The 24,418-nt window shown below is 55.6% G+C and carries 26 protein-coding genes and 1 pseudogene; 17 read left to right on the top strand and 10 right to left on the bottom strand.

The genetic code is table 11. The annotated features are described in order from the left end of the window. Positions 1 to 14: 14 nt before the first annotated feature. The 6 genes and pseudogenes from H3L94_RS02650 to H3L94_RS02625 all read right to left on the bottom strand — a co-directional run bounded on the left by H3L94_RS02650 (position 15) and on the right by H3L94_RS02625 (position 4,485). A complete protein-coding gene (locus tag H3L94_RS02650) occupies positions 15 to 572 on the bottom strand; it encodes a hypothetical protein (RefSeq protein WP_182122554.1) in 558 nt (185 codons plus the stop codon). 285 nt (positions 573 to 857) lie between these two features. Next, positions 858 to 1,211 (bottom strand): Tle-like phospholipase domain-containing protein, encoded by a 354-nt coding sequence (locus H3L94_RS02645; protein ID WP_182122553.1) that lies wholly within the window; start codon positions 1,209 to 1,211, stop codon positions 858 to 860. A 31-nt stretch (positions 1,212 to 1,242) separates the two neighbouring features. Further along, positions 1,243 to 1,800: a hypothetical protein gene (locus H3L94_RS02640; RefSeq protein ID WP_182122552.1), complete on the bottom strand. Its 558-nt coding sequence runs from the start codon at positions 1,798 to 1,800 to the stop codon at positions 1,243 to 1,245. Between the two features lie 91 nt (positions 1,801 to 1,891). After that, positions 1,892 to 2,287, bottom strand: coding sequence for a hypothetical protein (locus tag H3L94_RS12300; RefSeq protein WP_244958814.1), 396 nt, complete (start codon positions 2,285 to 2,287; stop codon positions 1,892 to 1,894). Between the two features lie 531 nt (positions 2,288 to 2,818). Then, positions 2,819 to 3,499, bottom strand: coding sequence for an IS1595 family transposase (locus H3L94_RS02630; RefSeq protein ID WP_182122551.1), 681 nt, complete (start codon positions 3,497 to 3,499; stop codon positions 2,819 to 2,821). 56 nt (positions 3,500 to 3,555) lie between these two features. Beyond that, a pseudogene (locus tag H3L94_RS02625) lies at positions 3,556 to 4,485 on the bottom strand (IS630 family transposase). Positions 4,486 to 4,659: 174 nt separating this feature from the next. On the opposite strand from H3L94_RS02625, the gene H3L94_RS02620 reads away from it, so the two are divergent. Next, positions 4,660 to 5,340: an IS1595 family transposase gene (locus tag H3L94_RS02620; protein WP_182122550.1), complete on the top strand. Its 681-nt coding sequence runs from the start codon at positions 4,660 to 4,662 to the stop codon at positions 5,338 to 5,340. A gap of 722 nt (positions 5,341 to 6,062) precedes the next feature. Here the strand turns inward: H3L94_RS02620 and H3L94_RS02615 are convergent. Both H3L94_RS02615 and H3L94_RS02610 read right to left on the bottom strand, forming a co-directional pair. Then, positions 6,063 to 9,461, bottom strand: a complete 3,399-nt coding sequence (locus H3L94_RS02615) for a PilC/PilY family type IV pilus protein (RefSeq protein WP_182122549.1) — start codon at positions 9,459 to 9,461, stop codon at positions 6,063 to 6,065. A 64-nt stretch (positions 9,462 to 9,525) separates the two neighbouring features. Beyond that, a complete protein-coding gene (locus H3L94_RS02610; RefSeq protein ID WP_182122548.1) occupies positions 9,526 to 9,867 on the bottom strand; it encodes a hypothetical protein in 342 nt (113 codons plus the stop codon). Here H3L94_RS02610 and H3L94_RS02605 point away from each other — a divergent pair. Continuing rightward, positions 9,861 to 10,598 carry a hypothetical protein gene (locus H3L94_RS02605; protein ID WP_182122547.1) on the top strand — a complete coding sequence of 246 codons (738 nt, stop codon included), beginning with the start codon at positions 9,861 to 9,863 and terminating at the stop codon, positions 10,596 to 10,598. The two genes, H3L94_RS02610 and H3L94_RS02605, sit on opposite strands and share 7 nt — an antisense overlap. A gap of 78 nt (positions 10,599 to 10,676) precedes the next feature. Here H3L94_RS02605 and H3L94_RS02600 read toward each other — a convergent pair whose 3' ends face one another. Next, a complete protein-coding gene (locus tag H3L94_RS02600; protein WP_009118730.1) occupies positions 10,677 to 11,147 on the bottom strand; it encodes a universal stress protein in 471 nt (156 codons plus the stop codon). Positions 11,148 to 11,319: 172 nt separating this feature from the next. On the opposite strand from H3L94_RS02600, the gene H3L94_RS02595 reads away from it, so the two are divergent. The 7 genes from H3L94_RS02595 (at position 11,320) to H3L94_RS02565 (ending at position 17,079) form a co-directional block, all read left to right on the top strand. Beyond that, a complete protein-coding gene (locus tag H3L94_RS02595) occupies positions 11,320 to 12,096 on the top strand; it encodes a tRNA threonylcarbamoyladenosine dehydratase (protein ID WP_182122546.1) in 777 nt (258 codons plus the stop codon). A gap of 16 nt (positions 12,097 to 12,112) precedes the next feature. Continuing rightward, complete coding sequence (locus H3L94_RS02590) at positions 12,113 to 12,982, top strand: segregation and condensation protein A (RefSeq protein ID WP_182122545.1); 870 nt, start codon at positions 12,113 to 12,115, stop codon at positions 12,980 to 12,982. A 98-nt stretch (positions 12,983 to 13,080) separates the two neighbouring features. Then, the gene (locus H3L94_RS02585; protein WP_244958812.1) at positions 13,081 to 13,584 is read left to right on the top strand and encodes a PaaI family thioesterase; all 504 of its coding nucleotides are present in this window, start codon (positions 13,081 to 13,083) and stop codon (positions 13,582 to 13,584) included. Beyond that, a complete protein-coding gene (locus H3L94_RS02580) occupies positions 13,581 to 14,009 on the top strand; it encodes a PaaI family thioesterase (RefSeq protein ID WP_182122543.1) in 429 nt (142 codons plus the stop codon). Before H3L94_RS02585 ends, H3L94_RS02580 begins: the two co-directional genes overlap by 4 nt. Before the next feature lie 116 nt (positions 14,010 to 14,125). Continuing rightward, a complete protein-coding gene (locus H3L94_RS02575) occupies positions 14,126 to 15,040 on the top strand; it encodes a dialkylrecorsinol condensing enzyme (protein WP_182122542.1) in 915 nt (304 codons plus the stop codon). A gap of 48 nt (positions 15,041 to 15,088) precedes the next feature. Continuing rightward, the gene (locus tag H3L94_RS02570; protein ID WP_182122541.1) at positions 15,089 to 15,838 is read left to right on the top strand and encodes a class I SAM-dependent methyltransferase; all 750 of its coding nucleotides are present in this window, start codon (positions 15,089 to 15,091) and stop codon (positions 15,836 to 15,838) included. A gap of 89 nt (positions 15,839 to 15,927) precedes the next feature. Beyond that, the gene (locus tag H3L94_RS02565; protein WP_182122540.1) at positions 15,928 to 17,079 is read left to right on the top strand and encodes a beta-ketoacyl-ACP synthase III; all 1,152 of its coding nucleotides are present in this window, start codon (positions 15,928 to 15,930) and stop codon (positions 17,077 to 17,079) included. A 9-nt stretch (positions 17,080 to 17,088) separates the two neighbouring features. Here H3L94_RS02565 and H3L94_RS02560 read toward each other — a convergent pair whose 3' ends face one another. Beyond that, entirely contained in the window at positions 17,089 to 17,235 is a 147-nt protein-coding gene (locus tag H3L94_RS02560) for a hypothetical protein (RefSeq protein WP_182123186.1), read from the bottom strand. Positions 17,236 to 17,281: 46 nt separating this feature from the next. Here H3L94_RS02560 and H3L94_RS02555 point away from each other — a divergent pair, with 46 nt between their 5' ends. The 8 genes from H3L94_RS02555 to cysK all read left to right on the top strand — a co-directional run bounded on the left by H3L94_RS02555 (position 17,282) and on the right by cysK (position 24,367). Continuing rightward, positions 17,282 to 17,689 carry a DarG family dialkylresorcinol biosynthesis protein gene (locus tag H3L94_RS02555; RefSeq protein ID WP_182122539.1) on the top strand — a complete coding sequence of 136 codons (408 nt, stop codon included), beginning with the start codon at positions 17,282 to 17,284 and terminating at the stop codon, positions 17,687 to 17,689. 9 nt (positions 17,690 to 17,698) lie between these two features. Then, on the top strand, positions 17,699 to 18,700 hold the full coding sequence (gene darH / locus H3L94_RS02550) for a BtrH-related acyltransferase DarH (protein WP_182122538.1): 1,002 nt from the start codon (positions 17,699 to 17,701) through the stop codon (positions 18,698 to 18,700). Between the two features lie 14 nt (positions 18,701 to 18,714). Continuing rightward, entirely contained in the window at positions 18,715 to 19,623 is a 909-nt protein-coding gene (locus tag H3L94_RS02545; protein ID WP_182122537.1) for an ABC transporter ATP-binding protein, read from the top strand. 63 nt (positions 19,624 to 19,686) lie between these two features. After that, a complete protein-coding gene (locus tag H3L94_RS02540; RefSeq protein ID WP_182122536.1) occupies positions 19,687 to 20,934 on the top strand; it encodes an ABC transporter permease in 1,248 nt (415 codons plus the stop codon). Continuing rightward, on the top strand, positions 20,934 to 21,227 hold the full coding sequence (locus H3L94_RS02535; RefSeq protein WP_182122535.1) for an acyl carrier protein: 294 nt from the start codon (positions 20,934 to 20,936) through the stop codon (positions 21,225 to 21,227). Before H3L94_RS02540 ends, H3L94_RS02535 begins: the two co-directional genes overlap by 1 nt. A 216-nt stretch (positions 21,228 to 21,443) precedes the next feature. Beyond that, complete coding sequence (locus H3L94_RS02530; RefSeq protein ID WP_182122534.1) at positions 21,444 to 22,550, top strand: beta-ketoacyl synthase N-terminal-like domain-containing protein; 1,107 nt, start codon at positions 21,444 to 21,446, stop codon at positions 22,548 to 22,550. 13 nt (positions 22,551 to 22,563) lie between these two features. Next, positions 22,564 to 23,274, top strand: coding sequence for a hypothetical protein (locus tag H3L94_RS02525; RefSeq protein ID WP_182122533.1), 711 nt, complete (start codon positions 22,564 to 22,566; stop codon positions 23,272 to 23,274). Positions 23,275 to 23,431: 157 nt separating this feature from the next. Beyond that, entirely contained in the window at positions 23,432 to 24,367 is a 936-nt protein-coding gene (gene cysK, locus H3L94_RS02520) for a cysteine synthase A (RefSeq protein ID WP_182122532.1), read from the top strand. Positions 24,368 to 24,418 lie beyond the last annotated feature (51 nt).

The following is a 24,418-nucleotide window of genomic DNA, read 5'->3' as shown; positions in this document are numbered from 1 at the left end:
AGTTGATTTTTGGATTAACATCCTGAGCGATAAGAAGTATCAATGATTCGATATTCTGGAGCTGCCTCTCCCCCTTTCTCCCATTCCGGTTTGTCACGTAAGCGCAGAATTTCCGGCATTTCTTTTTTGATTCGCCACTCAATATTCGGCCGACGCAGATTCAAGCCCATATCGAATTCCACTTGTTGCCAAACCCCGTTATAAGCCTTGTATTGGCGATAGGCAAAACTGCTGTTCCAGTCGAAGCAATGCCTAGGAATCACCACCATAAACCAAACCCCGTGCTCATCCCGATCCAAGACCATCGGTTTCCATTTGTCCGACCATACGGGCGGCGGGGGTAAGCCTTTGGCATCCAGCACCTCCACTTCGTTTTTTAAAATCTTGTCATCGCTCTCCGGCAGAAAGCCGCCTTCCCGCACAGCCAGCCGCCGCTCCACCAAAATCACCGTGCCGTCGCTCAGCGCCACTTCCTCTTTCCAGCTTAGCCGCGTCATCGGCTCCAATTCAAAACAGCCCGCCAGCCACAGCGCGGCGGCGAGGAGTAGGCTGTAACGGTAAAGTTTGCGCATGGGTATTCTCCTGATGATTGCGGATGGTGCAGGCAGCCAAGGCTACCTGAAAAGCCAGCGTGATGGAATAGGCTGACTACTCAAGATTTACGGCTTATTATTTGAAGGAAAAAGAAAAAGATGTGCGCGGTGTCAGGAGAGGCAGGGCTAAGCCTTAAGGGAAGCCGGTTTCCGTATCGCGACTGCTTGCGGGATTGGTCCGATTTGGGAGTGAGGGCTGGATGTTGGTGAAGAAATTTTACGAAAATTGGAATAAATTAACGGATTGAGAGGCAATGACGGTTTTCAGGTAGCCAAACCGCCGCCCAATGAATGGCCGGTAAAAGAGACTTCCGCATTCGGATGTTGTTTGAGCGTTTCCAATACCAAGTGCACTGCCTGCATAATTTGGGCATTATTGCTACCGAGAGCAGACGGAATATTGGCCACGCTAAAATCTTTAATCAGCGTTTCATTGCTGCCGGTAAAGGCAATCACGATTTGATTGCCTTTTTGATACACACCGGCGGAAAAGCCGCTTTTTGGATCATCGTCTTGCCAGTGGATTTCTTCTATATCGGTGGGCAGAGTGATTTTATTCGCCCCAGTACGGTCATAAGTACGGGCGGCCAATTGAGCATATTCTTTTTCAGTAAGCATGGGTTTTCTCCGTTTTTAGTTGATATTGAGATTAACATCCAGAGCGATAAGAAGTATTAATGATTCGATATTCTGGAGCAGCCTCCCCTCCTTTCTCCCATTCCGGTTTGTCCCGCAAACGCAGAATCTCCGGCATTTCTTTTTTGATATACCACTCGATATTCGGCCGGCGCAGATTTAAGCCCATATCGAATTCCACTTGTTGCCAACCGCCGTTATAGGCCTTGTATTGGCGATAGGCGAAACTGCTGTTCCAGTCGAAGCAATGTCTGGGAATCACCACCATAAACCAAACGCCGTGTTCATCCCGATCCAAGACCATCGGTTTCCATTTGTCCGACCATACGGGCGGAGGGGGTAAACCCTTGGCATCCAGCACCTCCACTTCATTTTTTAAAATCTTATCGATACTTTCCGGCAGCAAGCCACCTTCCTGCACAACCAGCCGCCGCTCCACCAAAATCACCGTGCCGTCGCTCAGCTCCACCTCCTCTTTCCAGCTTTGGTGGGTGAGCGGCTCCAATTCAAAACAGCCCGCCAGCCACAGCGTGGTGGCCAGGCAGAGTCCGTAATGGCGAAATATCAACATAATGGCTCCTTGGATGTGTCCATTGTGAATTGCATTTTCAGGTAACCTGAAGGCTACCTGAAAAGACGGCATGATGGAATAGAATTCCTATTCAATATTTACCGCTTATTATTTGACGGAAAAGGAAAAAGATGTGTGCAATAGAAGGGGAAGTAGGGCTAAGCCTTAAGGGAAGCCGGTTTCCGTATCGCGACTGCTTGCGGGATTGGTCTGACTTGAGAGTGAGGGCCGGATGTTGGTGAGGAAATTTTACGAAAATTGAAATAAATTTACGGATTGAGGAGCAATGACGGTTTTCAGGTAGCCAAGCCGCCGCCCAGCGAATGGCCGGTAAAAGACACTTCCGCATTCGGATGTTGTTTGAGCGTTTCCAATACCAACCGAACGGCCTGAAAAATTTGAGGGCGGCAATGCCTAAAGCAGCAGGAATATTGGCCACGCCAAAATCTTTAATCGGCATTTCATTGCTGCTGGTAGAAGCAATCATAATCTGACTGCTTTTTTATAGACATTTTATAGACGCCGGCGGAAAAGCCTATGAAAGGAAATGAAAATGTGATAGCCGATAAAGCAAAGCAAATCTTTAAGAGACGATGAATTAAATTTAGGGGGAAGAATCAGTGCTGATAGGGAAAATTCATTGAGATTGAAATAGTTTAACTTAGATACATAGCGATGTGGTGTGATTGCTTTTGTACTACTCTTTCCAAGCATACTCCTCTAATGCCATTGAGCAGATATTTTCGGCATATTCTGATAAATCTTACGGCGCTCCGATCTGTTAATGTTTCTTAGTGATTTCCCGCGTCGCCAAAACTGTTAATTGCTGTCGATTATATAGGAGATAGCTGCTTGATTATCATGTCTAGGAAAAATAATAGGATTGTGGGAACTAATGATTAAAGTTTATGCTGAATTGTACACTTCTCAAAATTAAAAATTTTTTACATTATATGTCTTTATGTTGATATGGTATCAGATGTGACACTATATTATTAAGGGGCTTAGGAAGCAAAATTCATTTTAAGAGATTCTCGCGCAACATTCCCAACAGCACTTTATACAAATCGTCATGCCTGTGATTGAAGCGGAACTCAGTTTCTTTTAAATGCAGGTAAAACGTATGCTTCGGCACCCCGTTAAATGGTACCAAGCGATGCTTCGCGTAGCTCCAAAAAGATTCGATACCGTTGATATGCTGAGCGCCGCGAGCAAATTCATTATCACCATGACGCACTCTGAAGTGCTTCGCGAAGCCCATATCGACCAATCCCTGATAACCGCGCCATCCATCAGTATGAATGACGCTCTCAACAGAGATATGTCCTCTGATAACCTTTTGTAACGTTGCTTTTGAAGCATCGGAAACGATTTCGGTATAAACCTTGTCATCTCGTTTGAGTATGCCGAAAACAATCGTTTTACCGCCTGCACCTTGCCCGCGTTTGCCGCGGATACGTTTGGCACCGAAATAGGATTCGTCCAATTCCACTATGCCGCACAAAGGTGTCTGCCGCTCACATTCGTCAGCCAATCGTCGCCGTAGTTTCAGGTACAGGCTGTTGATGTTTCTGACACTGATCCCTGTCAGTTTGGCGGTGTCGGAAGCGGTCAGATCCAAGGAGAAAAGCCGCAGGATTTGCCGGAATTTGGGCTCGGTAATTTTGCTGAACTTTTGGTATTTGTTTTTTAATTTCATTTCAGAAGCTTATCACTGAATTTGGTGATTTTGCTTCCTAAGCCCCTAATTAATTACTACCCAGCCGATCTGAAGTAATTGGCACACTCTTGAGCCGAGAACAGATCAACCAGCTGCCCCATGCGCTGCCACAGCGCACCCACCGTGCGCTCGCCCGCCCTGCGCAGCAGCGCCTTGAACTTGGCAAACAGCTTCTCGATGGGGTTCAAATCCGGCGAGTACGGCGGCAGATAGCGAATGCTGGCGCCCACGCCTTCGATGGCTTCTCGCACGCCCGCCACTTTGTGGCTGGAGAGGTTGTCGGCAATGACGATGTCGCCAGGGCGAAGTGTCGGGCACCGAAAGGTTTTGACCCACGCCAGAAACACGGCGCCATTGATGGGGCCATCGGTCACCATGGGGGCCGTCAGTGCATCACAGCGCAAGGCGGCAATGAAGGTGCTGGTCTTCCAGTGCCCATGCGGGGCGCTGGCCACGCAGCGTTGACCGCGCGGGGCGCGCCCGCGCAGCGGCGTCATGCAGGTGCTGCTCCAGGTCTCGTCCAGAAATACCAGGCGCCTGGCATCGAGCCGGGCCTGCTGCTGTATCCAGCTCGCCCGTGCCTGCTGCACGTCTTCACGTTCCTGCTCGCTGGCGTGCAGCGTTTTTTTTGAAGCTCAGCCGCCATTTGTTGAGCTGGTGCCACAAGGCCGAGGGTTTGATGCTGATGCCATGCTCGCCCAAACGCTCGCACATTTGCACCAAGGTCAGATCGGGATCGGCCTTGATCCAGTCGCGGATCATGCCCTCTACTGGCGCCAGTCGGGAGATGCGCTTGCCGCCTTGCTGCCTGCTGCTGCGCTCGCCTTCTTTTTCGAAGCGATCACGCACCCGATATACCCACATGCGGCTGACTTCATAACGACGGGCAATGGCGCTGGGGCGCTCTCCGCGCTCCAGCGCTGCCACAGCACTCGGTCTCGAAGGTCTTGCGAATAGGCGCGCATCTCATGCTCCGACTGGTAGAAAACCCTATTATGTAACATTCTCAATCAAAAATGCTCTAGGTACTCATTTAGGTACCAAACCCAGAGTGGATAAAAATAATACCCTGATAAATCAGGGTATTATTTAAGGGGCTTAGGAAGCAAAATCACCAAATTCAGTGATAAGCTTCTGAAATGAAATTAAAAAACAAATACCAAAAGTTCAGCAAAATTACCGAGCCCAAATTCCGGCAAATCCTGCGGCTTTTCTCCTTGGATCTGACCGCTTCCGACACCGCCAAGCTGACAGGGATCAGTGTCAGAAACATCAACAGCCTGTACCTGAAACTACGGCGACGATTGGCTGACGAATGTGAGCGGCAGACACCTTTGTGCGGCATAGTGGAATTGGACGAATCCTATTTCGGTGCCAAACGTATCCGCGGCAAACGCGGGCGAGGTGCAGGCGGTAACACGATTGTTTTCGGCATACTCAAACGAGGTGACAAGGTTTATACCGAAATCGTTTCCGATGCTTCAAAAGCAACGTTACAAAAGGTTATCAGAGGACATATCTCTGTTGAGAGCGTCATTCATACTGATGGATGGCGCGGTTATCAGGGATTGGTCGATATGGGCTTCGCGAAGCACTTCAGAGTGCGTCATGGTGATAATGAATTTGCTCGCGGCGCTCAGCATATCAACGGTATCGAATCTTTTTGGAGCTACGCGAAGCATCGCTTGGTACCATTTAACGGGGTGCCGAAGCATACGTTTTACCTGCATTTAAAAGAAACTGAGTTCCGCTTCAATCACAGGCATGACGATTTGTATAAAGTGCTGTTGGGAATGTTGCGCGAGAATCCCTTAAAATGAATTTTGCTTCCTAAGCCCCTTAATTAAATCGAAACAGCTCTAATGCCAAACACTCCCCGCATACCGGCCCTTTCGGTGTTCCGCTAACCCGCTGACCGTTGGCTGTATCGGTAGAGACCATGCAGAGAGCCAATCAGGTACTTCAAATACGACTCTGCTGCCGTCCATAAGCTAACCGACACTGATCCCGATTAGCCTCCTATTTCCTCCATCCCTTACGCAGAAAAGGCGATTGGATCGTCGGATCGGATGCGCCGTACAATTTTCATCAAGTGGATGCAGCCCCTTAGGGTATTTGCCGGGCGTGCAATCAGCCTTCAAACAATCTAAGACCGCTGCCCCATTTGCGAAGTATTTCTGCATTGTGCGTTTATGTGCTATGTGTTTAGTCTCGTAATTAATTGGTTCAGATTCATTCCGAACCATTCAGGCTGGCCGTCCCACTGTTTGCAGATGAATTCGCAGGGTGAGACCTTTGCAAAACCTCTATCTGCGGCGCATTTCTGCGTTGTGCACTGCTCGCTCGTTTGCCTACATAGATGATATGTCTTCGCTCGCTGCTCTGCTACGCATTGAACTGCGCCGCAGATAGAGGTTTTGCAAAGGTCTCAGGGTATGAGCTCTCCTTCAAGATCTTAAGCTTAATAAAAAACCCGGAACTTATAGATTAAAGTACCGGGTAATGAATTTTTCAATCAATTATAAATTTTACAAATTATAGTTTAGAAAATTTCTCTCCAACTAATGCGCCTTATATTCTGCTCATTAGGGAAGAAAACTTTGGAAACAAAAGGACTGCCATCAGTTGTTTTACCAACTTGAAGTGCCTGATTATTAGGTCCATAGATAATACCGGCTCCACCACTCAGATCTTGCTTTAATCTATATCCTGCTGAATTGGGATTGTTAGTGGTAAATTCTTTAATAACGCCACCACTATCAACTTTTAAGGGATATGTATAACCTGTAGATTTGGTACTACTACAAGACAACGTGGGGGAACTTCCATTAATATAAGTATTTAAAATTAAATACTTATCCTTTTCAATATGGATATTATAAATAGCTTGTTCATATTCTATAGATCCATCAGGCGGTGGTTGCGTAATAGAACCCAAATCCAAGTACCAACCATCATGAATATTCCAGTCAATTTTATGATCAGTCAGAGAATCATCATTACCAAATGACTGCTTTAACAACCTGGTGTGCACAATTTCTGGTGTAGTATTGCCACCACCACTGGGAAAATTCTTAACAGAGCGATCCCTTAATCCATACACACTTTGCACGGCATTAGCATAGGTAACACCCGCTCCTAAGTAGCCTTCTTTCCGCTGTCCCGTACCGAAGCTCAAGACAGGATCACGATTAGTCTTTGCATCTATAGCCACGCCAATTTTAGTGGTAATCGGTTGCTGGGTGCGGGTAGTAAAAATTTTCTGAGGCTGGCTATTGGCCCATGTTGTGGGATTGTCTGAGCTAAGATTGAATCTCCAGACATTCCCTTTTAAATCACCCGCATAAGCATAATCATATATTCTATCTCTATCTAAATCCACTGGTGTCACATAGGCAATACCATTTGGATTATCTAAAGTACCCGTCTCTCCAGTACTGATAAACGTAAATGAGGGTTGACCGGTCGCATTATCAATGGACATTACATAAATACCTGCAGGTCCATCATTAGCCGTACAATTTCCATTTGCTTGATCAACCGACGAACACCAACCATTACCAAATACCGCACCCCAATTTCCATCATGGAAACGGCCAAAGACCGGGGTACCATATGTGTTACCTAAATTTTTCCAAATAGGATTGGCTGAATCATAAGACCACTCGCCAACAACGCGAGCCCCTGCGTTAGTATTCCTGCTAGTAAATTCTGCTGGATCCGTAACATCCAATGCATAAATAGCATTGCCACCAGCTCCCAAACCGCTCATCAACCACGTATGCCAAGACCCTCCATAAAATACATCTCCAACTGCCGGAGCTGCATCATTATAGAAGTTATGTGCATATTGAGGATGACTGAAGTTTAGGCTGTCGTTAGTCTTATGAATGATTCGCTGCAGCACTGCTGAAGGCATATAAGCCAACACTTCTGCACCATCATTATTGGCCGAATCAAAACTGCCGTCGGCTTTATTACTACCGGCGCGGAAACCATGTAAGAATCCATCATTTGAACCTGCGTATACTACATGACCACGCTGTTTATGAGTATTACTAAATGCGGTGTAGCTCTGCCCGCTATTTTCAGGCATAGCTGCAACAGGATAGCGATAATCTTGCCACCTTTGCTGATACTTGCTATTTGACGGCGCACCTACCCAAGTCGGGCTAGAGTTGATCACATCAGCTAAAAGGCTTTTTCGCGCCCTAAACAAACCAAATCCAGCCCTGATCTGTTCTTGGCTAATATCACCTTTCAGATATTCCAAACGCTGTTGTGCAACTCCAGCGGCGTCACTCGGCATCTCTAAGCTGTTTTGCTGTGTAGAAGAAAGATTATTCCAATCTAAGCTAACACCTTGGCTTCCATTCCAAGTCCAAAACACACGTGTGCGCCTATCTTGGGCGGATACGCTACTTTGAGTGGAGTCACAAATACTGCTTTTATGCAATTGATTACCGCCATTCAATTTACAAGCAGCATCCCAAGTTGCCTTCGTATCAAATGCATAAGTATCAGTAGACGCACTATATAGGAGACGATAAGCCAAAACCTGTCCTGTCCAATATAGCGGGTTATACGAAGAATAGAAGAGATGGCTATCGCTAACCAACTTTCCGTCTGGCAAATTGATAGAAGCATCACCCTCCGATTGGCTAGCAGGAGCAGCCTTAAAGCATGTTACCTCGTGATTATTATGCGAACCACCGGTAGCACCCATAAAACCAAAGCGGAATGCCCTAGGTAAAGGACCGTTTTGAGCCACTACATCATAATCCAACATAACCGGCTGATATGTACCAGCGTTATAGCTATACCAAACGCTGGCTTTGCCATCTTCGGTAATTCTGATTCGGTATTGAATCGGTCTAGCCTGGCTTCTGCTTCGAATATGCGAACCATTAGTGGCCATTGGCTGAGTCAGAACAGAGTGTTGAAAATATTTATAGTTATACAACTTCAACTCAGATCTAGATGGATTATCAACAGGATAAGCATCACTTAACCGAACAGGGTTGCGACCTGCAGGTACAAAATCCCGGCTTATCGTATATGCCCCGTTCCTACATATACTTCTTATAGCATTAGCAATTTCTTGCCGTTGTTGAGCATTCAGTGCAGCAGCTGGGGTTGCCGTATGCCAGCGGGCACGCCATCTATTTTTAACATCATTAGGCACAATTCCCCATTGCATACGGTTATAAGCGTCCTGCAGAAAACGATCAGGATTTGACATATAGCCATAATTGATAGAGCCGGCACCACGGATACCGATGGTATTGGGCGTAAGATTATCCTGACGGGCAGGGTTAGTGAAGCCCGTGTTGGTATTATCACCTCGATTGACATAGTTGCCCCATTCATCCATACCGATGCCAAAATAACCCCCATCTACACCACTGAAAACAGGGTTGGCATTAGAGCAAGAATAACCCAATGAACCTCCACTAGCACCTAAAGTGGGCGGCTTATCGGCATCCGCCAAGAAAAAGGTCATACCATCCGCCCCGGTACCACCCCATGTGTAAGTGGTAAAGGTAATGTCAACCCCATCATTGGTTCCGAATTCAAAATTCGACACAATACCGCCTACACGGTAACGTTCAGTAGGTGTCAAACGCAATGCGCCATTTCCGGCCCGGTCATTTCCTGTTCTACATCTAGGAGGATCTCCTGCTACCGTTCCCGTGGGTTTTATCGTCCCTACACCTGCAGTCAAACAAGCAAAATTGTCTACTGTCGCATTTTGTTGGATCGTGTACTGGGCATGTATTACGCCGTCACCTGGTAAGGGCATTAACCAGTCATTTTTTAAGGTTTCGCCGGTAAAGTCTTCCTCAATCACCAGCGCTGAAGCTGTTATTGGCATTAATACGGCCGCCAGCAAGCCGACAATTGGCTTAACTGGAAAAGTCTGTTTTTTGTTAACCCGCATAGCAAACCTCCGCTTGTATTGGTTTTCTCTATTTAAAATTAAAACATTAGCTGAGCCGCTTCATTCAGCACTCAATAATTTCAGGTAATTGATTAGCGTGCCAAGATTGAGCAAGAACGCCGATTCCGAGAAACCGGATTGATTTCAAATCATAAATATATTGTAGCGTATTCCGAGTTTGGCGAAAACTTGGGAGCGTCAAATTTCCAAGCAAATAAGATGCCAGATAAGCCATATTTTCAGGCCGCCACACGCCTGCAAGTTTCATACCCCCACCCATTCTTAAGCAAATAATCAATCTACTGGCATATTTTCCCGCTTTCAGGTAGCCTTCCGCCATCCCTTGCCGGATGACACGTCCTCCCGTACAACTAATCTCAACTGATAAGGAGAACACTGATGACAAAAAAACTGCTGGCCGCCGCCTTGCTATCTGTCGTGCTGGGCGCTTGCGCCACCACTGCACCCGACGGCAATGTGCCCGCCAATACCGCAGCCTTAAGCGCCGCTGCCGATTATGCCGGCAAACAGCTGCGTCAAAGCGAGCAAAAAATCATTGCCTATTACAACGCCGACGGCGAACTGACCCAACAGCCGATGCGCGGCGGCTACTACCGCATGCTACTGGGCCGCAACGCCGACGGGAAAGCCGTGGTGCAGGATTTCTACCAAGACAGCCAGACCAAACAAATCAATGCCGTGGTGGTGCCTGACGACAAAGATTTACAAAACTTTGATGTTGCGGTTACCGAAGGGCGCACCATTTGGTACACGCCGGAAGGGCGGGTGACAAATTTTGTCGATATTCAAAATGGCAAAAGCCTGCGCGGCGGCTATTATGACGAACAAGGCCGCTTGGTATTGAGCATTGAAGGCGACCCGCAAAGCAGCAAATGGAGCCTGACCGGCTTCTACGAAAACGGCAAACCGATTTTCATCACACACACCCAAAACGACAAAACCAACAATCTGTATTTCTACGAGGAAGGCGGCAAAATGGCCCAAATCAACCAGATTGAAGGCAATGTCGCATTCTGGAACAAAGACGGCAGCAACGCGGAAAACAGCGAAATCGCCACCGTATTGCAGAAAACACTGGAACGCTCAGATTATTTGATGCGCAAATACCTGCGCTAAGCCGGATAATGTTTTCCTGCTCACGATAAAGGCTACCTGAAAACCCTTTCAGGTAGCCTGATTTTATTCAAACAAAAATCAATCGTCGGATTCGCGGCGGATAATCAGCAGCGGCAGGCTGGTTTCGCGCATCACGGTTTCGGCGAAACTGCCCATCAGCAAGTGCATCAAGCCGCTGCGGCCGTGCGTGCCCAACACCAGCAAATCGGCTTTTTGCTCGGCAGCATAGTCCACCAAGCTCTTGGCCATATCACGGGTGTTTTTATTGATGACCAGCAGATGTTGGTGAACTTTGGCATCGGCGCCCAACACTGCTTTGGCCTGCTCGGCCGCCGCTTCCAAAATTTTATTGCCCTGAGTGGTGGCCACGGCTTCGTAGCCTTCGTATTGCAGAAATTCCGGCGCCATGGTGGCCATGTATTCGGCAGGGTTGGCCACGTGCACCAAGGTCAGCTCCGCATTGTTCATTTTGGCCAAACCGCAAGCATGGGCCAAAGCGTTCTGAGAGGTACGGCTTCCGTCCACGGCGATCGCAAGGTGTTGATACATGAGTTGTTCTCCTTATCATAAACGCCCCTCAGGGCAAAGTAGGCATCCTGCCGCGCCGGCGCACACCGCATAGGCGGCGTGCCGCCTGCTTGGCAAAGACTGCTATACGGTATAATAGCCGCCAATGCGTACCCACGCATCCTTTTTTTAGCCGTTTTTTGACTTGAAACAGATGATTGAGCATTCTCCCGCTACCGAGCGCCGCTTCGGCGGCATTTCCCGGCTGTATGGCCCTGCCGTCCTCAAGCGTTTTGCCAGCGCACACGTCTGCGTGGTGGGCGTGGGCGGCGTCGGTTCTTGGGCGGTGGAAGCTTTGGCACGCAGCGGCATCGGCACGCTGACGCTGATCGATTTGGACAATGTGGCCGAATCCAATACCAACCGCCAACTACACGCCCTGAGCAGCGATTTCGGCAAAGCCAAAGTGAGCGCATTGCACGAGCGCATCTGTCAAATCAACCCGACCTGCACCGTGCACGAAATCGAAGATTTCGTCACCGCCGACAACCTGCCCGAGCTGTTCGCCCAACCGTTTGATTTCGTCATCGACGCCATCGATCAAATCCGCGTGAAAGCCGCCATGGCCGACCATTTTGTCCGCCAGCGCCAACCCTTTGTCATCAGCGGCGGCGCGGGCGGACAATGCCATCCCGCCCTCATTGCCTGCGCCGACCTGAGCCGCGTTACCCACGATCCCTTGCTGGCCAATCTGCGTTACACCCTGCGCCGCCACTACGGCTTTCCGCGCGGCGGCGACAAAATGCGCGTGCCCTGCGTGTTTTCCACCGAAAACGTCACCCCCCCGCAAAGCGGCGCTGCTTGCGCGGCCGACACCGCGCCGCAAGGTTTGTCTTGCGCCGGCTACGGTGCCAGCATGCTGGTGACCGCCGCATTCGGCCTGCATTGCGCCCACGCCGCCATCGAACATTTGGCGGCGCAGGCTACCTGAAAGGCAGATGCTTCAAATGAATGCCGCCCCGCCGCTTTCAGGTAGCCTTGCTCCTGCTCCGCCCGCCGTGGCCTGGCTGTTCGGCCAACCGGTTACCGACGTGCCGCAGGATTTGTTTATCCCGCCCGACGCACTGCAAGTGGTGCTGCACAGTTTCGAAGGCCCGCTCGACCTGCTGCTCTACCTCATCCGCAAGCAGAACATCGACGTGCTCGACATCCCCATGCTCAAAATCACCGAGCAATATTTGGCCTACATCGCCCAGATGGACGCCCGCGATCTGGACCTCACCGCCGAATACCTGCTGATGGCCGCCGTGCTGATCGAAATCAAATCGCGCCTGCTGCTGCCCCAACCGCCCGCCGCGGAAGACGAAGAAGCCGGCGACCCGCGCGCCGAGCTGGTGCGCCGCCTGCTGGCCTATGAGCAAATGAAACTCGCCGCCCAAGGCTTGGACGCCCTGCCCCGCGCCGGCCGCGATTTCGCTTGGGCCTGGCTGCCGCTGGAAATCGCCGTGGCTGCCAAACTGCCCGAGGTGCACACCGCCGACCTCACCCAAGCCTGGCTGGCCATACTTTCCCGCGCCCGCCACCACCGCAGCCACGCCGTGGTGCAGGAAGCCATTTCCGTGCGCGCCCAAATGAGCAGCATTTTGCGCCGCCTGCAAGCAGGCGGCTGCCGCTTCTGCGAACTGTTCCGCCCCGAAGAAGGCGCTGCCTATGTGGTGGTGAACTTCATCGCCCTTTTGGAATTGGTAAAAGAAGGCCTGGTGTGCGTGGTGCAGGAAGCCGACGCCTTCGGCGACATCGACATCAGGCTGCAAGAGGGCACCCTTCACGATACGCCGGCCAACACCGATCCGGAATCGCTTGCTCAGGCTACCTGAAAACAAACCCGCCCATGCCGCATGACGCCGTGCGCCCGCCGCCATCTTTACACACCGCCGCCAATTCGGTTTAATTGGCCGCCGTTTATTCCTTTACCATGAACACTCACCCCCCATTCCAAACCATCATGCCGCACAATCCCGAAATCTACCGGCTGCTCAGCCAGCATTACGTCAGCCTGCCCCACTGCATTGCGCTCGGTCTGCGCTACGAAGACATCGACGCCGGCCGCTCCGTATTAAGCATAGCCTGGCAGCCCCAACTGGTCGGCCGCCACGACCGGCAAACCGTGCACGGAGGCGTCATCACCACCCTCATCGACGTCGCTTCCGGCTGCGCCGTGGCCGCCCGCTTGGAAAAAGCGGAAATCATCGCCACCCTCGATATGCGCATCGATTATATGCACCCCGCCGAGCGCAACCGCCGCATTTACAGCCGCGCCGAGTGCTACCGCCTGGCCGGCCAAGTGGCCTTCGTGCGCAGCATCTGCTACCAAGACCACCCCGACGAGCCCATCGCTCTGGGCACCGCCACCTTTATGCGCACCCCCGTTCCCGCCGCCGAGCAAGCCAAACTCCACGCCCTGCTGAGCCAATCATGACCACATTCACCCTTTCCCAAGAACGCACCGCCCGCGCCGCCGAAATCATGCCCTACGCCGCCTTTATCGGCCTGCAATGCGGCGAAGACGGCCAAGGCGTCCCGCTGTTTGCCCTGCCCTACAAACGCGACAACCTCGGCAACATCTTCCTGCCCGCCCTGCACGGCGGCCTGATCGGCGGCTTTATGGAAAGCTGCGCCGCCCTGTTTCTGCTCCAACAGGCCGACTTGGCTCAACTGCCGAAAATGGTCGATTTCTCACTCGATTATCTGCGCAGCGGCAAACCCGAAACCCTGTACGCCCGCTGCCTGCTCACCCGCCAAGGCAGCCGCATCGCCAACATCGCCGTAGAAGCCTGGCAGGCCGACTCCGCCAAACCGGTGGCCGTGGCCCGCTGCCATTTTCAAATGCCCGACGCCGATTAAGCGCCCCGCCGCCCCAAAGGCTACCTGAAACCGTTCTCCCCTGATTTGACAAAGAAAACAGCCGAAAATAGAATCCCGCCTACCTTGGTTTCACCCGAACGCCACCCACCGCAGCCATGAGCAAACACGTTCTTCTTGTGTCCTATTCCCAAACCGGCCAGCTGTCGCGCCTGTGCGACAGCTTCGTGCGCGACTTGGCTGCGGCGGACGACATCCACGTCGAGCGGCTGGTTTTGCAACCCGAGCGCCCATTCGCCTTTCCTTGGCGGTTTATGGATTTTTTCAACACCTTCCCCGAAACCGTCCACCTGCGCCCCGCGCCCAACCGCCCTTTCAGCTTGGCGCGCGAGCGTTACGATTTGGTCATCATCGCCTACACCGTGTGGTTTCTCTCGCCCGCCCAGCCGATTACCGCCTTTCTGCAATCGGCACAAGCGGCGAAAGTGTTGCGCCACACCCCGGTCGTCACCTTAATCGGCTGCCGGAATATGTGGCTGATGGCACAAGAAAAAACCAAAAAACTGCTCGACAAAACCGAAGCGCGCTTGGTGGGCAACGTGGTCAAAATCGACCAATGCAGCAGCGCCGCCAGCTTCATCACCACCCCGCTGTGGATGCTCACCGGCCGCAAAAAAGCCGTCTCCTGGCTACCTGAAGCCGGCATCAGCGAGGCCGAAATCGAAGACGCCGCCCGCTTCGGCCGCCGCATCGCCGAGCAGCTGCGCAGCGGCGGCCCGCTCGATGAAACCCTGCTGCAGGGCATGGGCGCCGTCAAAGTAAACGAAAAGCTGATTCTCAGCGAACGCTTCGCCCACCGCAGCTTTTATTTATGGGGCAAGCTGATTATGGCCGCCGGCCGCCGCTCGCCGCTGTTGCGCCGCGCCATGGTGGCTTTTTACGTGGTGTTTCTGATTGCCATCATCCTCACCGTGGTGCCGGTGAGCGCCCTGCTCAAACGCCTGCTCGCCCCCCTGATGCGCGACAAAATCCGTCGCGAAAAAGCCTATTACAGCTGGCCTTCCGGCGAATAAACACACGGCGGCCGCAAATTGCCCGCCCTATTTTCAGATAGCCCGAACATGAACCGACCCAGCCAACATTGGCGCGCCGACGATTATGCCCGCCATGCCCGCTTTGTTGCCGATTACGGCACACCACTGCTGGATCTGCTGGCAGCGCAAGCCCACGAGCGCGTTCTTGATTTAGGTTGCGGCGACGGCGTGCTGACGCGGCAAATTGCCGCCTGCGGCTGCGATGTGGTCGGTTTTGACGGCAGCGCCGAATTGGTGGCCGCAGCCGCCCGCCTCGGCCTCAAGGCCATACAGGGCGACGGCCAGCAGCTGCCGTTTAATCAGGAATTCGACGCCGTGTTCTCCAACGCCGCCCTACATTGGATGACCGATGAAGCAGCCGTAGCAGCGGGAATCGCACGCGCCTTGAAACCCGGCGGCCGTTTGGTGGCCGAGTTTGGTGGCCACGGCAATATTGCCTTGATTCAACAAGCGCTTACCGAAGCCTTGACCGCCCACGGGCTCGCACCACAGCCGTGCTGGTATTTTCCCACAGCCGAAGCCTACACCGCCTTGCTGGCACAGCACGGCCTGCAAACCGTACACTGCCAATTGTTCCCGCGCCCCACGCCACTGCCCACCGGCGTAGCCGGCTGGCTGACCGCCTTTGCCGACCCTATGCTGCCGGCCATGCCGGAGCACACGCGGCAAAGCGTTCTGCAAGCAGCAGCCTCCTTGGCCGAAAGCCGCCTGGCGCGAGAAAACGGCCTGCCGGTGGCCGATTATGTGCGCCTTCGGGTGGTGGCCTTTAAGCAGTAAACCTAAACAGTAAATCGTTCCGCCGGTAGGCTACCTGAACGCCTTGCCCGCCGGCGGACACCACACCACTTACCACAAGAGAACACAACTTGACTGCCTTATCCGACGTTTACCTCACCCACATCGCCGCCTTCCTGCCCAACGATCCTGTGGACAACGAGCAGATGGAAGCGGTATTGGGCATGGCGGGCGATTTACCCTCGCGCGTGAAAAAAATGATTCTGCGCTCCAACGGCATCCGCAGCCGCCACTACGCCATCGACCCGCTCACCCGCGCCGCCACCCACACCAGCACCGAGCTGGCCGCCGAAGCGGTGCGCGGCCTGTTGGCCCAAGGCATCGCGCCGGCCGACATCACCAGTCTCGCCTGCGGCACCTCTTATCCCGACCAAATCATGCCCGGTCAGGGCGTGATGGTGCACGGCCTGCTGCCCGAAATCCCGCCTTGCGAAGTGGTGACCACCGCCGGCGTCTGCGTGGCCGGCATGGCCGCGATGAAGCAGGCCGAACGCGCGGTGCGCACCGGCGAGCACCATCTGGCGGTGGCGGTGGCTTCCGAAGCCGCCTCCGCCGTGATGCGCGGCGAAAACTTCCGCAGCGAAATCGGCCACCAAAAGCTGGCAACCGCCAAGCCGGAAATCGGCTTTGAAAAAGACTTCCTGCGCTGGATGCTGTCGGACGGCGCCGGCGCGGCGGCACTGAGCAACCGGCCGCTTTCAGGTAGCCTGAATTTCAAAATCCACTGGATCGAGCTGTTTTCCTATGCCAACGAAATGCCGGTGTGCATGTATGCCGGCGGCGAAGTGGCAGACGGCAGTTTCACCGGCTGGAAAGGCGTGCCGCCGGAAGAGCGCGAACAACGCAGCCTGATGGCCATCAAACAGGATGTGAAGCTGCTCAACGAACACATCATCCATTACACAGTGGAAAAACCGCTCGCCGCGCTGATCCCCAAACACGGCCTGCGCGCCGAAGACATCGACTGGTTCCTGCCGCACTACTCCTCCGGCTTTTTCCGCGACAAAGTGGCCGCCGGCCTGGAAAACGCCGGCCTGCCGATTGCACAGGAAAAATGGTTTACCAATCTGCACGAAAAAGGCAACACCGGCTCCGCCTCCATCTACATCATTCTGGAGGAATTTATGCGCCGCGCCGATGTGCAGGCCGGCCAGAAAATCCTGTGCTACATTCCCGAAAGCGGCCGCTTCTCCAGCTGCTTTATGCTGCTCGAAGCCGTTTAGGGCGTGTCGTCATAATGCTTGCGAAGCGGTTTTTTGAGGCAAAATCTGCAGCTGCAAGGCAAAAAGCGCAGCAAGATTGGACATCTTGCGAGCATTTTTAACGCCGCAGATGCGGGTTTTGACCAAAAATACCGCCGCAACGCTTTGTGACGACACGCCCTAGAACCTTTCAGGTAGCCTGACCGCCCAAACGAGCCCCGCCATGAAGATTGACGACATCCCGCAGGACAACAGCAAAACCTACCACGGCCACCAAAAAATCATCTATGGCACGCGCAACGGCCAATACCAAGCCGCCACCAGCACCGGCTGGCAGGACGAAGCCTACGCCACCGAGCAGGCCGTGGCCGACTTGGACGAGCAAACCGCCGCCGCCCGTCGCGAAGTGGAACAAGGGCAGCGCTCCCCGCTCTACTACTATATGTTCCGCTACCGCCACGACGAAACCTCGCTGGCGCAAAGCACCGGCCTGTGGCGCTGGCAGATACGCCGCCACTTCCGCCCCGAAGTCTTTGCCAAGCTGAACCCCGCCACGCTGGCCAAATACGCCCAAGCCTTCCAACTCAGCCCGGAAGCGCTACGCCGCCTGCCCGACGATCAGGCTACCTGAAAGCGCACCATGCAAGACTTCCCCCACCAACACACGGCCCACTGCGAAAGCGGCGTGGTCTCCACCCTGCTCACCCGCCACGGCTACGCGCTCAACGAAGCCCTGGTCTTCGGCCTCGCCTCGGCGCTCACCTTTGTTTACGTGCCCGTGGTCAAACTGGCCGGCATGCCGCTGATTTCCTACCGCATGGCGCCCAAAGGCATCATCAAACGCTGCTGCCGCGCTTTAAAGGTGCCCTTGCGGATGCGCAAGTTCTCCTCGCCCGAAGCCGGACAGCAGGCGCTGGATGACGCCCTGGCCGAAGGCAAACTGGTCGGCCTGCAGACCTCCGTGTTTTGGCTGCCCTATTTCCCACCCGAAATGCGCTTCCACTTCAACGCCCACAACCTGCTCGTGTACGGCTGCGACGGCGGCGACTACCTCATCAGCGACCCCGTGTTTGAAACCGTGCAGCGCTGCCCCGCCGCCGACCTCCAACGCGCCCGCTTCGCCAAAGGCGCACTGGCCGCCAAAGGGCTGATGTACACCATAGACGTCCAAGCGCCGTCCGATTGGCGCCGACGCCTGCCCGAACTGTTGCGCCGCGCCATCCGCAAAAACGCCAAACATATGCTGGCGCCTGTGTTTTTCGTCGGCGTACGCGGCATCCGCACCGTGGCCAAAACCATCGAACGACTGGCCGAGAGCAAACAGCCGGAAAAATACCGCAAACTCTATCTCGGCCACATTGTGCGCATGCAGGAAGAAATCGGCACCGGCGGCGCCGGCTTCCGCTATCTCTACGCCTACTTTCTCGAACAGGCCGCCGACATCTGCCAAGAGCCGGCCTTCCAAGCCGCCTCCGAAGAAATGACCGCCATCGGCGATGAATGGCGTCAGTTTGCCAGCCTGTGCGTGCGCCAGTGCCGCAAACCCTCGCCCCAAGGTTACCGCGAAACCGCCGACTTCCTGCGCCGCCTGGCCGACCGCGAAGAAGCCCTGTGGCGGCGGCTGGCCGATCAGGCTACCTGAAAGCCGAGCCCGCCATGATCCGCATCGAACAGCTGTCCCACCGCTACCCCGGCGCCGCCGCGCCCGCGCTTAACGGCGTCAACCTCGACATTGCCGAAGGCGAAACCCTCGGCCTGCTCGGCCCCAACGGCGCCGGCAAAACCACCCTGATGTCGCTGCTGGCCGGCCTGCAGGGCGTGCAGCAAGGGCAGATTTTTTTCGACGGCATCCCCTTTGGCTGCCTCAGCAAAGCGCAGCGGCACCGCATTTCGCTGGTGCCGCAGGATTTCGCCTTCTATCCGCTGTTGAGCGTGTGGGACAACCTCAAATTTTTCGCCGCCCTGTATGCCGTCAAAGACCGCGCCCATCTCGAGCGCCTGCTGGAGCAGACCGGCCTCGCCCCCCACCGCGGCAAGCTGGCCAAACACCTCTCCGGCGGCCTCAAGCGGCGGCTCAACTTCGCCATCGGCCTGATCAACCGCCCGCGCATGATTTTTCTCGACGAAATCACCGTCGGCATCGACCCCGAATCGCGCCGCTTTATTCTGGAGAGCGTGGCCGAACTGGGCCGCCAAGGCGTTACCGTCATCTACACCTCGCATTATCTGCAGGAAATTGAGCAGCTATGCCAAAAGCTGGCCCTGCTCCACCACGGCCGCCTCATCTACCAAGGCAGCGTGCCGGACATCCTGCAGGCCAACAGCGCCGGCAGCCTCAGCGTGCGCACCGAGCCGCCGCTGGCCGAACACGACCTCGCCGAACTCCAAGGCTGCCGCGAAGCCGACGGCAGCGTCCGCTTCGATACGCCGTCTGCCGAGCCGCTGCTCGCCGCCCTGCACCAACGCGGCTACCGCCTTTCGGCTTGCCGCTTCGGCTTTGCCTCGCTGGAAAGCTTTTACCTCGATTTTTTGCAGCGCTCGGCTGCCGAAACGCCTTTCAGGTAGCCCGAACAGCATTCTCCAGCCAGGCTACCTGAAACCGATTCCATCTTTGCCCCCACACCCATCATGCTGATTGCCGCCATCACCAAAGAACTCAAACTGCTCAGCCGCGACCTGCACGGCGTGGCGGTGCTGTTTATGATGCCGATTGTGTTCATGCTCATCATGTCGGCCGCCCTGAGCAGCAATCAGGACAACCTCAACCCCAACGCCCAAATCGTGCTCTTGGGCCCGCCGGACAACGCGCTCAACCGCCAGCTGCACCAAGCGCTGCAAAACGAAAACCTCAATGTGCGCGCCGCGCCGCAAAGCGAGCTGGCCGAATGGCAAACCGCCCTGCAGCAGGGCGGCATCGACCTTTTGCTGCTCAACCCCAACAGCGAACAAACCCCGCTGAGCGAAGAAGCGCCGCTGCGCCTGTGGCTGAACCCCGACACCGACCGCGGCTGGCTGCTCGGCATCAAAGGCACGCTGCAAAAACATTACACCGAGCAACGGCTGGCCGCCTATTTCGACGGCAACGACATCGAATTGGACAACAACCGCAACTACACGGTGCGCAAAATCCAAGACGAGGTAAACGCCGAATTGGACGACAAATTCAACCAAATCAGCAGCTATCTGAGCCGAGACCTGTGGCAGGAAACCTACCTCAACCGCCAAGGCAGCGAAGTGGCCCGCCCCAACTCCGTGCAGCACAGCGTGCCGGCCTGGCTGATTTTCGGCATGTTTTTCATCATGATTCCGCTTTCCAACGTGATGGCCATGGAGCGGCAGACCAACACGCTCACCCGCCTCAATATGGCCCGCGCCCCCGCTTCGGCGCTGATAGCGGCCAAAATGATTCCGTATTTCCTCATCAACCAGCTGCAGTTCGCCGGCATGGTGGCGCTCGGTTATTGGGTGCTGCCCAAGCTCGACATGCCCGCCTTCACCCTGGCCGGCAGCCTATGGCCCTATGCCGCCCTGTCGGCCGCCGTCAGCCTGGCGGCCTTGGGCTACGGCCTCTTGGTGAGCGTACTGGCGCGCAGCACCGAACACGCCGTGGTGTTGGGCGGCGGCGGCATCATCATCATGGCCGCGCTGGGCGGCATCATGGTGCCGGTGCACGTGATGCCCGAAGCCATGCAGCAGATTGCCCAGTTTTCGCCGATGGGCTGGGGGCTGGAGGGCTTTCAAAAACTGCTGCTCAACCACTATACTCTGCCCCAAATCCAACCCTGGCTGCTGCGGCTGGCCGGCTTCGGCCTCGCCACCCTCGCCGCCGCCGCTCTCCTCTACCGCCACCAATTAAAAACACAGGCAAGATTCTGATGGCTTACCGCTTCACCCTCGAACCCGACAGCTTAGAACGGGAACTGAAAAAACTCATCCTGCAGGAAACCGAAAAAACCGACGACGTCGATTCCGCCGCCTTTACCGACGACGCCCCGCTGTTCGGCCCGCAAAGCCCGGTTGGCCTGGATTCGCTCGACGCCCTGCAAATCACCGTTGCCCTGCAGGCCCACTTTCAGGTGCGCCTCAACGGCGACCGCATGGTGCGCAAACACATGGGCAGCGTGCGCGATTTGGCCGCCTTCGTGCGCGCCGAACACGGCTCGGCTTAACTTCCATAACCACATTCCGGCTTTCAAAACCTGTTCAAAGTCTTCTTGCGCAGCGGTTTTTTGAGGCAAAAACTGCAGATGCGAGGCGAAAATGCGCGCAAGATTGAACATCTTGCAAGTATTTGCAACGTGGCAGATGCGGAATTTTAACCAAAAATACCGCCGCAACGGAGACTTTGAACAGGTTTTCAGGTAGCCCCACCACACCTCACACACATGCCCCTTCCCGTTTATTTATGCGGCGGCAGTTACGACTGCGCCCAAGGCCGCAGCGGCGAGCCGAACCTGTTCAGCCATCCCGACGCCGCCTTCCGCCCGCCGCAACCGCAAACCGTTTCCGCCCTCGGCAGCCGTCAAGCGCTGCCGTATTTCAAAGCCTTCGCGCCCGATCTGCTCACGCTGCCCGATTTGTGCCGTCTTGCCGAAGCACACATTCTGGCCGCCGCCGAAGATGCCGGCTGGCTACCTGAAGAGCTGGCGCACATCCCCCTGTTTATCGGCTCCACGTCCTACGTCATGTCCGACCGCGAAGCGCGGCAAACCGCCCACGGCCCGCACACCCGCTACGCCTTCGACCAAATCGCAGGCTACCTGAAACAGCGCTTCGGCCACCCCAATGTGTTCAGCTTCGCCACCTCCTGCACCTCCTCCGCCCAAGCCTTGGTGGCCGCCGCCCAAACCGTGGCCAACGGCTTTTCACCCCGCGCACTGGTGCTCGGCTTCGAGAGTTTCAACCGCATGACCTTCGAGCACTTCCACGCCATGCACCTCCTGGCCGAACACAGCGGGCGGCTGCCTTTCCAACAGGTCGACGGCATGATTTTGGGCGAAGCCGCCGCCTGCGTTGCCCTCCGTGCCCAAACGGCCCGCGCTTACCAAGCCCGCCTGCTCGGCCCCATCGGCCAAACCGACTGCCACAGCCTCACCGCCAGCAGCGAAGCGCCGCTGCGCCGCCTGTTGGCCGACTGCCTGCGGGCGGCGGGCCTCAGCTCCTCAGACTTATGCGCGGTCAAAACCCACGGCAGCGGCGGCAGCAGCGACGACATCGAAGCCGCCGTGCTGGCCGATCTGCTGCCGGAAGTGCCTGCCATCCTGCTGAAACCCTATACCGGCCACACCCTCGGCGCCACCGCCGCCCTGGAAAGCGCCCTGCTGCTGCACGCCCTGCGCCGCGGCTCTCTGCCCGCCCTGCCCGGCAAGCACGCCACCCATCCGAACTTGCCCACCCTGCACGGCCGAACCTTAGACAACGGCGCTTACCTGCATTATTTCTTGGGTTTCGGCGGCAGCCACAGCGCCTGGGTGCTGGATTGGCAAACCTGATTGCGAGAACCCCATGCTGTCCGTTTCCGACACCGTTTTCTACCTCAACGCCGCCCATGTGTACCGGGCCGCCGCAGACGACACCGATGCCGAACTGCGCCGCCGGCTCAAACAGCAGTACGGCATCGATGCCCGCCGCCTCAGCCGCTTCACCCAGCTCGTCCTGCTCGGCGCCCTGCCGCTGCAAAACAGCCTGCCGCCCGACACCGCCGTGTATTTGGCCTCGCCCTTCAGTTCGCCCGGCAAAATCATCCGCCTGCGCGAAAAACTGCATCGGGACAATCTGCCTTCGCCGCTGGATTTCATGGCCAATCTGCACAATGCCGCCACCTTCCACCTGATGCAGGCGCTGGGCTGCCACGGCAGCAGCGTGTTTGCCGCCGCCGACGCCAGCCATCCCGCCCGCCCGCTCTATCCCACGCTCAACCACCTGCTCGCCCATCCCGAGCACAGCGTGCTGCTGGGCTGGGCCTACGAGCAGCAACAGCCCGGCGAAAGCGAAGGCAGCCTGTGGTGGCACTTGTCCTGCCGCCCCGGCAGCAATAACATCGCCTGCCTGCGCTGGGCCAACCACACCGAAACCACCACCGCCCCGCCGCCGGCCGCCGACGGCGCGTTCTTCGACAGCGCACTCGCCTTCCACCGACTCGCCGCCGACCACGGCCTCACCCTGCCATCCGACGGCATTTTCCCCGCCCTGCAAATCCGCCCAAGCGCAGCCTGAACCGTTTTCAGGTAGCCCCCAACCAAAGAGCTACCTGAAAACAACCGCCGCGGCATATACCCTTTGCTTATAAGCATACAAACACAAATCATTTGTTTCCCCGTGTCATTGTCCGTATCATGCGGCCGTCATCAGATTAAACAGAAGGAATCCGCACATGAACATCGCCAATAGCATCACCGACCTGATCGGCAACACCCCGCTGGTTGCCCTCAACACCCTGGCCGCCGGCCTGCCCGCCCGCGTGGCCGCCAAGCTCGAATTTTTCAACCCCGGCAACAGCGTCAAAGACCGCATCGCCGTGGCCATGATCGACGCCGCCGAGAAAGCCGGCAAAATCAAAGCCGACACCGTGATTGTGGAGCCCACCAGCGGCAACACCGGCATCGGCCTGGCCATGGTGTGCGCCGCCCGCGGCTACAAACTGGTCATCACCATGCCCGAAACCATGAGCAAAGAGCGCCGCATGCTGTTGCGCGCCTACGGCGCCGAACTGATCCTCACCCCCGGCGCCGAAGGCATGGGCGGCGCCATCGCCCGCGCCCAAGCACTGGTGGACGCCCACCCCGAGCAATATTTCATGCCGCAGCAGTTTGAAAACCCGGCCAACCCCGAAGTACACCGCCTGACCACCGCCGAAGAAATCTGGCGCGACACCGACGGCCAAGTCGATATTTTCGTCGGCGGCGTCGGCACCGGCGGCACCGTTACCGGCGTGGGCGAAGTGCTGAAAGGCAAAAAACCCGGCGTACAGGTGTTTGCCGTCGAGCCGGAAGCCTCGCCCGTATTGAGCGGCGGCGAAAAAGGCCCGCACCCGATCCAAGGCATCGGCGCCGGCTTCGTGCCTAAAATCCTCAACACCGGGGTGTACGACGGCGTGATCCGCGTGCCCAACCAAGCCGCTTTCGACACCGCCCGCGCCGCTGCCGCCAAAGAAGGCCTGCTGGTGGGCATTTCCTCCGGCGCCGCCATTTGGTCGGCCTTGGAACTGGCGAAAAAACCGGAAAACGAAGGCAAGCTGATTGTGGTGGTGATCCCCTCCTACGGCGAACGCTACCTCTCCACGCCCCTGTTTGAAGACTTGGCTTCTTAAACCTGAGCAAAAGATACGGGCTACCTGAAACCGATTTCAGGTAGCCCGTAT

It is taken from the genome of Neisseria shayeganii, assembly GCF_014054965.1.
GTDB classification, from domain to species: domain Bacteria; phylum Pseudomonadota; class Gammaproteobacteria; order Burkholderiales; family Neisseriaceae; genus Eikenella; species Eikenella shayeganii.
The sequence above is the reverse complement of the archived record's forward strand: the minus strand, read 5'-3'. Positions and strand labels throughout refer to the sequence as shown.

Coding starts and splice junctions, on each gene's coding strand:
- H3L94_RS02645 (WP_182122553.1), bottom strand. CDS start 1,211: ATGCTTACTGAAAAAGAATATGCTCAATTGGCCGCCCGTACTTATGAC.
- darH (WP_182122538.1), top strand. CDS start 17,699: ATGCAAGACTTCCCCCACCAACACACGGCCCACTGCGAAAGCGGCGTG.
- H3L94_RS02595 (WP_182122546.1), top strand. CDS start 11,320: ATGATTGAGCATTCTCCCGCTACCGAGCGCCGCTTCGGCGGCATTTCC.
- H3L94_RS02555 (WP_182122539.1), top strand. CDS start 17,282: ATGAAGATTGACGACATCCCGCAGGACAACAGCAAAACCTACCACGGC.
- cysK (WP_182122532.1), top strand. CDS start 23,432: ATGAACATCGCCAATAGCATCACCGACCTGATCGGCAACACCCCGCTG.
- H3L94_RS02640 (WP_182122552.1), bottom strand. CDS start 1,800: ATGTTGATATTTCGCCATTACGGACTCTGCCTGGCCACCACGCTGTGG.
- H3L94_RS02585 (WP_244958812.1), top strand. CDS start 13,081: ATGAACACTCACCCCCCATTCCAAACCATCATGCCGCACAATCCCGAA.
- H3L94_RS02615 (WP_182122549.1), bottom strand. CDS start 9,461: ATGCGGGTTAACAAAAAACAGACTTTTCCAGTTAAGCCAATTGTCGGC.
- H3L94_RS02590 (WP_182122545.1), top strand. CDS start 12,113: ATGAATGCCGCCCCGCCGCTTTCAGGTAGCCTTGCTCCTGCTCCGCCC.
- H3L94_RS12300 (WP_244958814.1), bottom strand. CDS start 2,287: ATGATTGCTTCTACCAGCAGCAATGAAATGCCGATTAAAGATTTTGGC.
- H3L94_RS02605 (WP_182122547.1), top strand. CDS start 9,861: ATGACAAAAAAACTGCTGGCCGCCGCCTTGCTATCTGTCGTGCTGGGC.
- H3L94_RS02580 (WP_182122543.1), top strand. CDS start 13,581: ATGACCACATTCACCCTTTCCCAAGAACGCACCGCCCGCGCCGCCGAA.
- H3L94_RS02575 (WP_182122542.1), top strand. CDS start 14,126: ATGAGCAAACACGTTCTTCTTGTGTCCTATTCCCAAACCGGCCAGCTG.
- H3L94_RS02650 (WP_182122554.1), bottom strand. CDS start 572: ATGCGCAAACTTTACCGTTACAGCCTACTCCTCGCCGCCGCGCTGTGG.
- H3L94_RS02620 (WP_182122550.1), top strand. CDS start 4,660: ATGAAATTAAAAAACAAATACCAAAAGTTCAGCAAAATTACCGAGCCC.
- H3L94_RS02525 (WP_182122533.1), top strand. CDS start 22,564: ATGCTGTCCGTTTCCGACACCGTTTTCTACCTCAACGCCGCCCATGTG.
- H3L94_RS02530 (WP_182122534.1), top strand. CDS start 21,444: ATGCCCCTTCCCGTTTATTTATGCGGCGGCAGTTACGACTGCGCCCAA.
- H3L94_RS02540 (WP_182122536.1), top strand. CDS start 19,687: ATGCTGATTGCCGCCATCACCAAAGAACTCAAACTGCTCAGCCGCGAC.
- H3L94_RS02630 (WP_182122551.1), bottom strand. CDS start 3,499: ATGAAATTAAAAAACAAATACCAAAAGTTCAGCAAAATTACCGAGCCC.
- H3L94_RS02600 (WP_009118730.1), bottom strand. CDS start 11,147: ATGTATCAACACCTTGCGATCGCCGTGGACGGAAGCCGTACCTCTCAG.
- H3L94_RS02545 (WP_182122537.1), top strand. CDS start 18,715: ATGATCCGCATCGAACAGCTGTCCCACCGCTACCCCGGCGCCGCCGCG.
- H3L94_RS02570 (WP_182122541.1), top strand. CDS start 15,089: ATGAACCGACCCAGCCAACATTGGCGCGCCGACGATTATGCCCGCCAT.
- H3L94_RS02535 (WP_182122535.1), top strand. CDS start 20,934: ATGGCTTACCGCTTCACCCTCGAACCCGACAGCTTAGAACGGGAACTG.